The sequence below is a fragment of the Providencia rettgeri genome, assembly GCF_041075285.1.
Taxonomy (GTDB): Bacteria; Pseudomonadota; Gammaproteobacteria; order Enterobacterales; family Enterobacteriaceae; genus Providencia; species Providencia rettgeri_G.
This window is the reverse complement of record NZ_CP163512.1, coordinates 1,289,082-1,302,270: the sequence shown is the minus strand read 5'-3', so window position 1 is coordinate 1,302,270 and position 13,189 is coordinate 1,289,082. Positions and strand designations below refer to the sequence as shown.

The 13,189-nt window shown below is 42.4% G+C and carries 14 protein-coding genes; 7 read left to right on the top strand and 7 right to left on the bottom strand.

Annotated elements, in window-relative coordinates:
* Window positions 1-134: 134 nt before the first annotated feature.
* Window positions 135-848 (bottom strand): phosphoribosylaminoimidazolesuccinocarboxamide synthase, encoded by a 714-nt coding sequence (gene purC / locus AB6N04_RS05845; protein ID WP_369310955.1) that lies wholly within the window; start codon window positions 846-848, stop codon window positions 135-137.
* 453 nt (window positions 849-1,301) lie between these two features.
* Here purC and AB6N04_RS05840 point away from each other — a divergent pair, with 453 nt between their 5' ends.
* Entirely contained in the window at window positions 1,302-1,592 is a 291-nt protein-coding gene (locus AB6N04_RS05840; protein WP_369310954.1) for a hypothetical protein, read from the top strand.
* Between the two features lie 58 nt (window positions 1,593-1,650).
* Here AB6N04_RS05840 and bamC read toward each other — a convergent pair whose 3' ends face one another.
* Window positions 1,651-2,703 carry an outer membrane protein assembly factor BamC gene (bamC, locus tag AB6N04_RS05835; protein ID WP_369310953.1) on the bottom strand — a complete coding sequence of 351 codons (1,053 nt, stop codon included), beginning with the start codon at window positions 2,701-2,703 and terminating at the stop codon, window positions 1,651-1,653.
* Between the two features lie 16 nt (window positions 2,704-2,719).
* Window positions 2,720-3,628: a 4-hydroxy-tetrahydrodipicolinate synthase gene (gene dapA, locus AB6N04_RS05830; RefSeq protein WP_369310952.1), complete on the bottom strand. Its 909-nt coding sequence runs from the start codon at window positions 3,626-3,628 to the stop codon at window positions 2,720-2,722.
* A 285-nt stretch (window positions 3,629-3,913) separates the two neighbouring features.
* Here dapA and AB6N04_RS05825 point away from each other — a divergent pair, with 285 nt between their 5' ends.
* Window positions 3,914-4,471: a glycine cleavage system transcriptional repressor gene (locus AB6N04_RS05825; protein WP_369310951.1), complete on the top strand. Its 558-nt coding sequence runs from the start codon at window positions 3,914-3,916 to the stop codon at window positions 4,469-4,471.
* Window positions 4,472-4,485: 14 nt separating this feature from the next.
* A complete protein-coding gene (bcp, locus tag AB6N04_RS05820) occupies window positions 4,486-4,956 on the top strand; it encodes a thioredoxin-dependent thiol peroxidase (protein ID WP_369310950.1) in 471 nt (156 codons plus the stop codon).
* Between the two features lie 52 nt (window positions 4,957-5,008).
* On the opposite strand, the gene AB6N04_RS05815 is transcribed toward bcp, so the two are convergent.
* Complete coding sequence (locus AB6N04_RS05815; RefSeq protein WP_369310949.1) at window positions 5,009-6,073, bottom strand: AI-2E family transporter; 1,065 nt, start codon at window positions 6,071-6,073, stop codon at window positions 5,009-5,011.
* 196 nt (window positions 6,074-6,269) lie between these two features.
* Here AB6N04_RS05815 and AB6N04_RS05810 point away from each other — a divergent pair, with 196 nt between their 5' ends.
* On the top strand, window positions 6,270-7,733 hold the full coding sequence (locus AB6N04_RS05810; RefSeq protein ID WP_369310948.1) for a M48 family metalloprotease: 1,464 nt from the start codon (window positions 6,270-6,272) through the stop codon (window positions 7,731-7,733).
* A 10-nt stretch (window positions 7,734-7,743) separates the two neighbouring features.
* Complete coding sequence (gene arsC / locus AB6N04_RS05805) at window positions 7,744-8,100, top strand: arsenate reductase (glutaredoxin) (protein ID WP_369310947.1); 357 nt, start codon at window positions 7,744-7,746, stop codon at window positions 8,098-8,100.
* Between the two features lie 46 nt (window positions 8,101-8,146).
* Here the strand turns inward: arsC and hda are convergent, their stop codons facing one another.
* From hda to upp, 3 genes are all read right to left on the bottom strand, one after another.
* The gene (gene hda, locus AB6N04_RS05800) at window positions 8,147-8,851 is read right to left on the bottom strand and encodes a DnaA inactivator Hda (protein ID WP_369312003.1); all 705 of its coding nucleotides are present in this window, start codon (window positions 8,849-8,851) and stop codon (window positions 8,147-8,149) included.
* A 126-nt stretch (window positions 8,852-8,977) separates the two neighbouring features.
* Window positions 8,978-10,273, bottom strand: a complete 1,296-nt coding sequence (gene uraA, locus AB6N04_RS05795) for a uracil permease (protein ID WP_369310946.1) — start codon at window positions 10,271-10,273, stop codon at window positions 8,978-8,980.
* Between the two features lie 108 nt (window positions 10,274-10,381).
* Window positions 10,382-11,008 carry a uracil phosphoribosyltransferase gene (upp, locus tag AB6N04_RS05790; protein WP_369310945.1) on the bottom strand — a complete coding sequence of 209 codons (627 nt, stop codon included), beginning with the start codon at window positions 11,006-11,008 and terminating at the stop codon, window positions 10,382-10,384.
* Between the two features lie 358 nt (window positions 11,009-11,366).
* On the opposite strand from upp, the gene purM reads away from it, so the two are divergent.
* A complete protein-coding gene (gene purM / locus AB6N04_RS05785; protein WP_369310944.1) occupies window positions 11,367-12,407 on the top strand; it encodes a phosphoribosylformylglycinamidine cyclo-ligase in 1,041 nt (346 codons plus the stop codon).
* Window positions 12,407-13,048 (top strand): phosphoribosylglycinamide formyltransferase, encoded by a 642-nt coding sequence (gene purN, locus AB6N04_RS05780; RefSeq protein ID WP_369310943.1) that lies wholly within the window; start codon window positions 12,407-12,409, stop codon window positions 13,046-13,048. The genes purM and purN overlap by 1 nt, the downstream gene beginning before the upstream one ends.
* The last annotated feature ends 141 nt before the right edge of the window (window positions 13,049-13,189 follow it).

Below are 13,189 nucleotides of genomic sequence, written 5' to 3'. Positions count from 1 at the left end.
TCCCTGAGTAAAACGTTAGCCTTACCCACATCCTCATTTACACCTGATGCATGGGCTAACACCTTTATCCCGGACAAATGGCAAAAAAAATAGCCTGCGATGCAGGCTAAAATAATCTATGTTATAGAAACTGCTTAATCCAGTTGTACCCCAATGCGACGTGCAACCTCTTCGTAAGCTTCAATCAGCCCTCCGAGGCTTTGGCGGAAACGGTCTTTATCCATTTTAGTTAACGTTTCTTTGTCCCATAAGCGACTGCCGTCAGGGGAGAATTCATCACCCAGAACGACTTGCCCATTGAATAAACCAAATTCCAATTTAAAATCGACTAAAATCAGCCCTGCATCTGCAAAAATCTTGCTTAATACATCATTAGCTTTGTAGCTCAGCTCGCGCATTTTGGCGAGGTTTTCCTTGCTCACCCAACCAAAGGTTTCACAGTAAGACTCATTAACCATTGGATCATGTTTAGCATCATCTTTCAGGAACAAATCAAATAACGGTGGGTTTAATACCATCCCTTCTTCAACGCCTAAACGTTTCACTAATGAACCTGCTGCACGATTACGAATAACGCACTCGACAGGCACCATATCTAACTTTTTAACTAACGCTTCAGTATCAGAAAGCAGTGCTTCCATCTGTGTTGGAATACCAGCTTCTTCTAGCTTACTCATGATGAAGTGGTTAAATTTGTTATTGACCATACCTTTACGGTCAAACTGCTCGATACGCTCACCATCGAGTGCTGATGTATCATTACGGAATTCCAGAATCAACAGATCAGGATCCTCAGTGGTATAGACCGTTTTTGCCTTACCACGATACAACTCAGCTTTCTTTTGCATCTTACACACTCCAGAGATGTGATTAAACTATTGAGAAAAACCATAAATGAATAGATTTTGTAACTCTGTTTTGACAGAACACAAAACTAACAGAAAATAAAAAACAAATAAAAACGCCGTTTCACTGTTAATTTTTTGCTCTGTTTCAGTCAGTTAGCCTGTTTACTGAGTAATTTATCTAACTTACTGATATTCAATATTTTATCTTGGTATGCTTATTATGATAATAAAATTTCACGCCTGACGCAAACGATTACTTAGCGACAAACACTGATTTTTTGTCCATTTGTTTTTCTCTCATGATGCCTACGCTTTTAATTAGCCAATAACGAATTGGCTTACTATATAGTTGATAATAAAAGGAAGAATCATGATAAATGTACTGATTAATAATCAGCTTTATTATTTTGGCTGGCTCAATGATGATTAGCTGATAACAACTCCTTTATCTGGATGAATATCCTTGCCTTTTCCCCAGTATATATTCATCCAGTTAAGGTCAAAATCCGCCCTGTTCACCAAGCGAGCAAGGGGGCTATCTTCTTCGCCGTTAGAGGCATTAGCAAACTAGTGATTAAAACACGCCCAGTTGATCATGTTTGCTCAAACGCGTTGCCTATCTTTAGTTTGTTCTTTATCCGTCACCATAATAGTGTATGTATTGAGCAAATAAACAACCTTTCCGGTAAATCCAATGGTCGTTTAATCGTTAAGTTAACAGTTCGCCACACTATTTACCCATAAAAAAAACCGCAGCTACCAGAGCCACGGTTTCTATTTTTTAACCATCAAAACTGAGTGATTATTTTTTAGTAGGGGCTTTACTAAATGCCGCTTTCAATGCTGCAACCATTTCATCATTTTGTTTCTGCGTTAACGCAACGCCTTTGGTCGAAATAAATTGCAACGTACTACGGTTGTTTAAGTCACCCACTTGTACTTTGTAGTCAGCTTCAGGTACCGTTGGATCATCAATACCCAGTGCTTGCCACTCAGAGCTGCTTAAACCTTTGTATGTGACCATCACTGAGCCCGTTGAACGGGTACGATCACCCACTTTCATACCAACACTTTCTAACGTATGTGGTAAGCGTTCCCAAACCGCATCAAACGGCGCACGAACAACTATCAGCGGTAAACCAGTATCATCACTACCCGTTTGCACGTCAATAATGCCATATGCATTTTGCAGGCTATTTTTATTTGAAGTATCACGTAACGCATACAAGTTGTCGGTTAATTCATTTAATAACAATTTGTTATAACGCTGAATTTCAACGACATCAGTAATAGTTTCATCCCCTTGGCGCATACCCAAGTTAGTCACTGTTAACGCAATCATGCCATTTTCAGGTTTGACTGTCACTTTATGGCGGCTTTCCATTGGCACGTTTTCATCTGCACGGTCCCATTTCACCCAATCGGTTTCGATGGAATGGCTACCGTCGTCTTTCGATGAAACTGGAATACCTCGCTGTTCTAAGATCAACGTAACCTGTGACCATAACGCACTATTTTCAGGTGTATTTTCTAGCAACAAACGGCTTGCATCAGCGCTATTTTCTGTGCGTGACCCTGCTAATTGCGAAATCGTCAGTACTGGTGGGCGGATATCTAATGCTTTCCCAACTGGACCGGTAGAGGTAGTTTTTGGAATATCATACTCACCATTTTGTGCAGGCAACGTAATCCCTTGCGGCACATTTAATGCTTTCAATGGCGCGGTGTTAAGATATTCCTCATCACCACTAACCTGACGTTTATAGCGCTGATCGCTGGAGCAGGCTGCCAGTAACACAACAAGTGACAGGCCAGCAACCTTCATAACCTTCGATTTTTGCAATAATGTTGCCATTAAAATTCCCTAAATTTTACAGTAGCCCAGCGAGTTTTAAAGCGTCCTCAACTTTTTGCTGGCCTGCAGCTGTTAACGGTGTCATTGGTAACCGTAGTGTACCATCAGCAATCAGACCTAAGCGATGACAACCCCATTTCGCTGGAATTGGATTCGGTTCAACAAATAACTGCTGGTGTAACCCCATCAGTTTTTTATTTAATTCACGCGCCTCAGTATATTTGCCTGCAAGCGCTAAGTCACACATTTTTACCATCTGCGGCGCAGCAACGTTAGCTGTGACCGAAATAACGCCCTTTCCGCCCAGTTGCATGAAATCAAGTGCCGTTGCATCATCACCCGTTAACAACACAAAATTATCATCAACCAACTCTTTGATTTGATGAACACGTGCTAAGTTCCCTGTCGCCTCTTTAATTGCGACAATATTCGCCAATTTTGCTAAACGACCCACGGTTTCTGGAAGCATATCGCAACCTGTACGTGATGGTACATTATAAAGGATCTGTGGCAAGTTCGTGTTTTCTGAAATTGCTTTAAAGTGTTGATATAACCCTTCTTGTGAAGGCCTATTATAATAGGGTGTTACGGTCAGGCAAGCAACTACACCACTGTTTTCAAAATCATTTGTCAGTGAAATCGCTTCTGCGGTTGCATTCGCACCAGCCCCCGCAATAATCGGAATTCGCCCATCAGCAAGTTCTAGTGTTGCTTTCACAACATCCACATGTTCTTTATGGGTTAAGGTTGCAGATTCACCAGTAGTACCAACAGAAACGATAGCCGTTGTGCCGCTTTCAACATGGTAATCCACCAATTTTTTTAAGCTGGCTTTATCTAAACGCCCTGCTGAGTCCATTGGTGTGATAACTGCGACAATGCTTCCCGTTAAAAAATCTTTGTAGTTTGCGTTTCCATTAGCCATAGCGATACCCCTTAAATTATTGAACCTCCATGTTACGTTTTCATTTCCAAGAAGAAAACCACCCAACGGCAAGATTTTAATGAATTTTGTTAATGCCGGCATTATAAACTTAAATAGAAGTAATAATTCACTGACTTTTCTCGCAAGAGTGAATGACACCTCTTGGCAGATGTCACTTTTTATGGTTTCCTTACCCACAGTTGGCGTCATTTTTTATGACCCCGTTTCAAGGCTATATTTTAATCAAGTATTTAACTGACATAATCAAAAAATAAGGAACCGACTTTGCCTAAGACTGAACAGCAATTTCTTGTCATTACTGCGCTGGGTACAGATCGTCCGGGCATTGTGAATACGATCACTCGCCTTGTCAGTGAGTGTGGTTGTAATATTGAAGATAGTCGCTTAGCGATGTTTGGCAAGGAATTTACCTTTATTATGATGTTATCCGGCAGTTGGAATGCAATAACCCTGCTTGAGGCAACCTTGCCACCTAAGGGGGCTGAACTCGACTTACTGATTGTTATGAAACGAACTCAAAGTGTTCAAACAACCTATTACCCATCCACAGTTACTGTGAATGTCGTTGTCGATGACGCGCCTCGAATTGTCGAGCAATTCACAAATTTATTTACAACCTCTCAATGTAATATCGCAGAACTTGTTTCTAAGACTCAACCAGCCAATAATGATATGCCTGCTCAACTGGAAATTCAGATTACTGCACATGACCCGTTGAACGATAATGGCATAATTATAAAGAATAAATTTCAACAACTATGTACAATGCTAAATGCCAAAGGCAACATCAGTATTGTTAACAACCCCAATATGCAGAGTTAACGGAGATATATGTAATGAACCCATTGAAAGCCGGTGATAAGGCGCCACAATTTAGCCTTCCTGACCAAGATGGTGAGATCATCAACCTTTCTGATTACCAGGGTCAGCGCGTATTAGTTTACTTTTACCCAAAAGCGATGACCCCAGGCTGTACTGTTCAGGCATGCGGCTTACGTGATGAGATGGATACGCTCAAAGCAAAAGGTGTCGAAGTTTTAGGAATTAGCACAGACAAACCAGAAAAACTTTCACGTTTCGCTGAGAAAGAGATGTTGAATTTCACATTGTTATCCGATGAAGACCACCAAGTGTGTGAGCAATTTGGGGTTTGGGGCGAAAAACAATTTATGGGCAAAACCTACGATGGGATCCACCGTATTAGTTTCTTAATCGACCCAACTGGGAAAGTCGAACACGTTTTTGATGATTTCAAGACCACAAACCACCACGAAATCGTTCTCGCGTACATTAACGCAAACGCGTAATTTTTTATCATTCAATAGTGCTGTATATATCATACAGCACTATGATACAGACCTAATTTGTAGGTTCGACTGGCTCTTCTGGCCAAACATGGATTACCGCTTTAATTAGCGTTGCCAATGGGATAGCAAAGAAAACCCCCCAAAAACCCCATAAACCACCAAATATCACTACCGATAAGATAATCACTAATGGGTGTAAATTAACCGCCTCTGAAAACAGTAATGGCACCACAACATTGCTATCTAGCCCTTGGATCACTAAATAAACTAGCATCAGATACCAAAATTCGCTGCCAATTCCGAACTGAAATAAAGCGACGATGACCACAGGAATTGTCGCGGCTACTGCACCAATATAGGGAATAAGCACGGCGACACCGACCAACACAGATAACAATACCGCATAGCGCAAGTCAAAATAGGCAAAACATAAATAGGTCGCGACGCCCACTATCACCATTTCCGTGACTTTGCCTCGTAGATAGTTGGTGATTTGCTCATTCATTTCTACCCAAACTTTCCCCACCAGCAAACGGTTTTTAGGCAGTAATTTTAAGAAACTACGACTAATTCGCTCTTTATCTTTTAACAAGAAAAAGGTCATTAATGGCACTAATACTAAATACACCGCAAGGGAGAAGATACCAATTAATGATGCGACAGACGCTTTAACTACCGAGTCCGCTATCCCAGACATGCGGCTGCGTAAGTTATCAGCCATCATATCGATAATACCAACATCCACTAAAGCAGGATATTGTTCGGGGAGTTGTTGGGCAAATTCGTTGAAGCGATTTACCATATTTGGCAGATCGGACATCAGATTGATCCCCTGCTGCCATGCAGTTGGTGCAATGATTAAAATAACCATGGCACTTATTCCCGCAAACAAGGTCAAAATAATACTGACGGCAAATACACGGGATACGCCCACACGCTGTAGAATATTTGTTGGCCATTCAAGTAAATACGCCAAGGCAATTGCCACCAGCAACGGAGCCAGTATACTGCTGAAAAAGAAGATGATCACAAAACCCGAGACAAGTAATGTAAAGAGTGCCACGGCTTGTGGATCGGCAAAGCGCCGACGATACCATTGTAAAAACAATTCCAGCATGTGTTGCTCCTGAGGAATTAATGCGAAGGACAGTTCCTAAATTAACGAAAATTATACCGAATAACAGATTTTACGATAGCTTTTGCTATCATGTGTTTTAAACTTTTCGAGTTATTGAATGCCATGCACTAACGCACTCGAAATAAAGTCGGTACTTACCCTAAATTTTAAACGTTGTATGGGATACTCACGTTTCATGAAAAAAAAATTGAAATACCCATTATTAGCTTTCATGATCGCTGCACTCATGAATGGTGCAGTTTTACCTGCTTACAGTGCGATTGAAGATACCTTACCCGACATAGGTACCACTGCGGGGGGTACGCTCAGTATTAACCAAGAAATTATTATGGGTGATGCGATTACTCGACAGATCCGTGCCAGCACCCCCCTTATTTACGATCCTTTGTTAACGCAATATGTTAACAAGATTGGCATGCGCTTAGTGAAGAATGCAGATTCAGTTAAAACCCCGTTTAAGTTTTATTTAGTCAATAACCCCAACATCAATGCATACGCCTATTTTGGCGGCAATGTTGTGCTGCATTCAGCCCTATTTCGCTATAGCCAAAATGAGAGTCAACTTGCCTCTGTTATGGCTCACGAAATTTCCCACGTCACGCAAAGGCACCTTGCGCGAATGATGGAAGATCAAAAAAGCACTACACCTTTAGCGATTGCGGGGACGATTGGCTCATTACTGCTGGTGATGGCCAACCCACAAGCTGGTTTTGCCGCTTTGACAGGTACCATGGCGGGTGTGCAACAAGGTATGATCAGCTTTACGCAAGCGAATGAGCAAGAAGCCGACCGTATTGGTTTACAAACATTACGTCGTTCTGGTTTTGACCCTCACGCGATGGCGGATTTTATGCAAACCATGGCAGACCAAACACGTTATATGTCTAAACCCCCCGAAATATTGTTAACGCACCCCCTTCCTGACAGCCGTTTAGCGGATGCGCGTAACCGTTCGAGCCAATTACCAAAAGTCAGTGTGCCTTCATCATTGGATTTTATGTTAGCCCGTGTGCGTATTTTAGCTATGTATAGCACAGAGCAAAAACACGCCCTTGACCAGATTATTGAAAATTATGAAAAAGGCACACCAAATGAGCAGCTTGCCGCTCAATATGGCAAGGCATTGATCCTTTCACAGGACAAAAAATATGCGGATGCGGGTAAAATTCTCACTGAATTATTAAATAAACAGCCAGATAATCCGTGGTTTATCGATAGCATGACAGATATAGATCTTGAACAAAATCAAGCGGCAAGAGCCGTCACTCGCTTGCAAAATGCCCTAAAAAAATCCCCCAAAAACACGGTATTTATTGTGAATTTAGCGAATGCCCTAATCAACAATCACCAATACAAAGAAGCAACCACGCTACTTAACAAATATACCTTTGATTATCCTGAGGACCCGATTGGTTGGGATCTATTGGCTGAAGCTTCGGCAAAGCAAGGAAATCGTCCTGAAGAACTCGCCGCATATGCAGAAGGCCTAGCACTTCGTGGTGGTTATGACACTGCAATCAATTATTTGAGTGATGCTAGCCGCCAAAGCCGTTTAGGCAGTTATGAACAACAACGTTACGATGCGCGTATTGATGCATTGAGAAAACTGCAATTACGTGATGAAAACGCAAAACCGTAAGGACTCAAAAATGACGAATTCAATTAAAATTTACCATAACCCCCGCTGCTCAAAAAGCCGTGAAACCCTAAGCCTTCTAGAAGATAAAGGGATCACCCCCACAATCGTGGAATACTTAAAAACGCCACCGACAGCCGCAGAGTTAAAAAAACTCCTTAAGATGTTAGGTTTTAAAGATGCGCGCCAGTTAATGCGCACGAAAGAAGAACTGTACAAAGAATTGAATTTAAGCGATGACAGCTTAACGCAGGATCAACTCATCAAAGCGATGCATGAAAACCCTAAACTAATTGAGCGCCCTATTGTGGTTAATGGGGATAAAGCCCGTTTAGGTAGACCCCCAGAACAAGTGTTAGAAATTTTGTAATTCGATACCGATTGGCGGCCTTAATAGGCTGCCAATTTTTGCTTCACTATAATTTCAGAATATCTTTTACAAACGGAATGGTGAGTTTACGCTGAGCAACAATGGATGCATGATCCAGTTTGTTTAGAATATCAAACAAGGTGCCCATTTTTCTGTCGAGGCGTTTAAGTACAAAACGGCACACATCTTCTGGCAATTCAAAACCGCGCATGCGGGCACGCAATTGTAAGGCAAAGATTTTATCTTCATCACTTAAAGGATGCAGTTTGTAAATCTGCCCCCAATCAAGGCGAGAAGCTAAATCAGGTAGTTTAAGGTCGATTTGGCGTGGTGGGCGATCACCGGTGATCAACAAACAGGTACGACCGATTTCAAGAATGCGGTTGTATAAGTTGAAAATTGCCATTTCCCACTCTTCATCCCCAGCTATGCATTGAATATTATCAAGACACACCAATGATAGGTGTTCCATCCCTTCAAGCACATCAGGCACAAAATACGCGCGTTTATCCAAAGGAACATACCCGACAGCAATACCTTGCTCTGAAAGCTCAGCACAAGCGGCATGAAGTAAGTGGCTTTTCCCACCACCTTCACGGGACCAATAATAGATATAGCTGCCATGTGCTTGGTTAATTGCTGATTTAATAGCAGACAGCAACGCATCATTTTCCCCTGCATAAAAGCTGGCAAAGGTTTCATCATCCGGTAGATAAAGTGGTAGTGAAAGCTGTGATGGTGTATTCAGAATCGCCTCTGGCTGTACAAATCAATTTTCATTGCGCAGTTTACCACAAAAAACCCGATTAGATGAACAGGATCCCGTTCAATTGCCGCCGCTTTAACCACGGCGGCAATGATTTTATATGGAAAACGCTTATTTCTTATTTGTATCCAGCTCTTTGACTTCGCTGTTTACAAACTGTTTTTCTGGGCGAACAAAGGTAATAAAGCGAAACAGCAAAGCCATAAAAATACCGACAATCGTCGCTAATGCCATTCCTTTTAGTTCCGCTTGACCAATGTGAATAACTGCACCACTGACGCCAATAATTAAAATTACTGAGGTTAAAATCAGGTTTTGTGGTTTGTTATAATCAACCTTCGAGTCAATCAGAACACGAATACCTGATGCACCGATAACGCCATAGAGCAATAAAGAAACGCCGCCCATCACCGGAACAGGCACTAATTGGATTGCTGCGGCTAATTTACCAATGCAAGATAACAAAATAGCGATAACCGCCGCGCCACCTATTACCCAAGTACTGTAAACCTTAGTGATAGCCATTACCCCGATATTTTCACCATAAGTCGTGTTTGGTGTTGAACCAAAGAATCCGGATAACACGGTTGAGAAACCGTTGGCAAACATAGAACGATGTAAGCCTGGAGACTTCATTAAGTCACGCTCAACAATATTTGCAGTCACCACTAAGTGCCCAACGTGTTCAGCAATCACCACTAATGCAGCCGGTAAAATGGTGAGAATGGCGAACCATTCAAAACGTGGAGTATAGAAAGTTGGGATAGCAAACCAAGGCGCTTCAATCACCGGTGTAAAATCCACAACCCCCATAAAGTATGACAACCCATACCCCGTTAAGAACCCAATTAAAATGGGGATAATTGATAAAAACCCACGGAAAATGACCGCACATAAGATGGTTACCGCTAATGTGGTTAATGAAATAATTAACGTATTTGCATCAACCGCAGCGCCCTCTTTTGGCAATAGACCCGCCATACCAGCCGCCGTTTGAGCAAGCTCAAGTCCGATAACCGCAACAATCGCCCCCATCGCCGCAGGCGGGAACATCACGTTGATCCAGCCCCTTCCCGCCACTTTAACAATCAATGCCACAAGGCAGAACAACACGCCACAAATAATAAAGCCACCAAGAGCCAGTTCATACCCTAATGGCAGTAAAATTAGCACTGGAGAAATAAAGGCAAAGCTCGATCCTAAATAAGCAGGGATCTGCCCTTTACAGATAAAGAGGTACAATAGCGTGCCAATTCCGTTAAACAACAAGATAGTTGCGGGGTTTACACCAAATAAAATCGGTACGACAACGGTTGCGCCAAACATCGCAAAAAGATGCTGAAAGCTCAGTGGAATGGTTTGTAGTAATGGTGGTCTTTCTTCAACACCAATGGTGCGACGTATCATTTTAGCTTACCCCCTTTTAGCAATAGTCTTGGCAAGTGGCCGAACACTTACACTCATTCATCTAATTAAATACATCAAAAAAAAGCCGACTTCTCAGTCGGCTCATTGTTATTTAGTACCAAATATCTTATCGCCCGCATCACCAAGACCAGGAACAATATAACCTTCTTCATTAAGGTGCTGGTCAATAGATGCCGTATACAGCTCCACATCTGGGTGGACTTTTTCTAATGCTTTGATCCCTTCCGGTGCTGCCACTAACACTAAAACTTTAATCGACTTACAACCTTCTTTTTTCAGTAAATCGATAGTGGCGATCATTGAACCGCCAGTTGCCAACATTGGGTCAACAACTAACGCCATGCGTTCATCGATATCTGAAGTCAGTTTTTGGAAATAAGGAACAGGTTGCAGCGTTTCTTCATCACGATAAACACCGACAACGCTGATACGTGCGCTAGGAATGCTTTCTAATACACCATTCATCATACCAATACCTGCACGAAGAATTGGCACTACGGTGATTTTCTTACCTTTAATTTGTTCTATTTCGACAGGACCACACCAACCATCAATAGTTACTTTTTCAGTTTCTAGATCAGCGGTTGCTTCATAAGTCAGTAGGCTACCAACCTCTGAGGCCAGTTCACGAAAGCGTTTTGTGCTTATGTCATGATCTCGCATCAGGCCAAGTTTATGTTTAACGAGAGGGTGTTTTACCTCAACGATCTTCATGGGTTTCTCCTACTATTTTAGACGCTGGCGGACAAAAAAATCGCGGGATTATAACTCTTTTAACCGTGAATGCCACTAGATTACCTTTGATTTTGGTCAAAACAGCAGCGATTAGGCAAATTTTTTTTAAATAGTCTATCCCATATCGGTTAAGTTGCATGTTGATGATTAACTGATTTTATTTTTTTGCAATCATTAAACGCGACGTTTATTTCGCCTTGCGAACTAACTCACATTCTGTCATTTAGCGCGATTAAAATTTTCATTCACAAAGCTATCGCAAACGTTTGCCTAGCCTGTTAGAATAGCCCCCAATGATATTATTTTTCTCAAAAATGTAATTGCCTTGGGGGCCGTAGTGACTGATAAAACCTCTCTCAGCTATAAAGATGCCGGTGTCGATATTGATGCAGGTAACGCATTGGTTGAACGTATTAAAGGTGTTGTAAAAGAAACTCGTCGTCCCGAAGTGATGGGGGGGCTTGGCGGGTTCGGTGCATTATGTTCCCTGCCACAAAAATATCGCGAGCCTGTATTAGTCTCAGGCACAGACGGCGTTGGTACTAAATTACGTCTCGCAATGGATTTAAAACGTCACGATTCTATCGGGATTGATCTCGTTGCCATGTGCGTAAATGACCTTATCGTTCAAGGCGCTGAGCCACTCTTTTTCCTTGATTACTACGCAACTGGGAAATTGGATGTCGATACCGCAGCAAGCGTCATCACTGGTATAGCCGAAGGCTGTAAACAATCTGGCTGTGCATTAGTCGGTGGTGAAACCGCAGAAATGCCGGGGATGTACCACGGTGAAGACTATGACGTGGCGGGCTTTTGTGTTGGTGTGGTCGAACGTTCCGAAATTATCGATGGCAGCAAAGTCAGTGCCGGGGATGCGTTAATTGCTCTCGCCTCAAGTGGTCCTCATTCCAATGGTTATTCATTGGTGCGAAAAATTTTAGAGGTCAGCAAAACTAACCCAGAAACCACCGAGTTAGCGGGTAAATCATTGGCTGATCATCTATTAGAACCAACACGCATTTACGTAAAAAATGTGTTAGAACTGATCGCAAAAAACGACATCCACGCGATTGCGCACATTACTGGCGGCGGTTTCTGGGAAAATATTCCACGTGTTCTGCCTGCTAATACCCAAGCGATTATCGATGGCAGCAGTTGGCAGTGGCCTTCTGTTTTCAGTTGGTTACAACAAGCTGGGGATGTGACTACCCACGAAATGTACCGCACCTTTAACTGTGGTGTAGGGATCATCATTGCCCTACCCCAAAGTGAAGTCGACGCAGCCTTAACGCTATTAACTTCACTGGGTGAACAGGCATGGCAAATTGGTTCAATCGGTCAATTACCTGCGGGTGAAGAACAGGTTGTGATCCGCTAATGAAAAACATCGTTGTCCTCATTTCTGGCAGTGGCAGTAACTTACAATCGATCATTGATAGTTGCCAATCTGGCGCTGTCCATGGCCGTATTGTTGCCGTCGTGAGCAACCAAAATGAGGCTTATGGGCTTGTGCGAGCGCAACAGGCAGGGATCCCAACGGCTTACCTTGACGCAAAAACCTATGCAAATCGCCAAGCTTATGATGCTGCTTTATTAGCCATTATAGAACAATACCAACCGGATATAGTCGTATTAGCTGGATTTATGCGTATTCTCTCCCCTGACTTTGTAAAGCATTTCACGGGGAAAGTACTCAATATTCATCCATCTTTATTACCTAAATATCCCGGCCTACACACTCACCGTAAGGCGTTGGAAAATGGCGATAAAGAACACGGGACATCGGTTCACTTTGTCACTGAAGAGTTAGACGGTGGTCCTGTAATATTACAGGCTAAAGTGCCAGTTTTCCCTGAAGATAACGAGGAATTACTTGTTGAACGTGTAAAAACACAGGAACATATAATTTACCCTCTAGTCTTACAATGGTTTAGTGATGACCGCTTAACCATGGTTGACGGGAAAGCCGTGTTAGACGGTAAAGTGCTTCCTCAACAAGGTGTTACTGAGACATTGTGATCTGCAACGTAACATAGTTCACTCAAGGGTGGAATTCCCCCCTTGAGGTTGTTGACAAAGTGGGATAAAAACGTGGTTTTTCCCACTTTGTGTTATTAGGCGAAAATCAATATATTGATTTTCCTTGTTTATTTTCAAAAC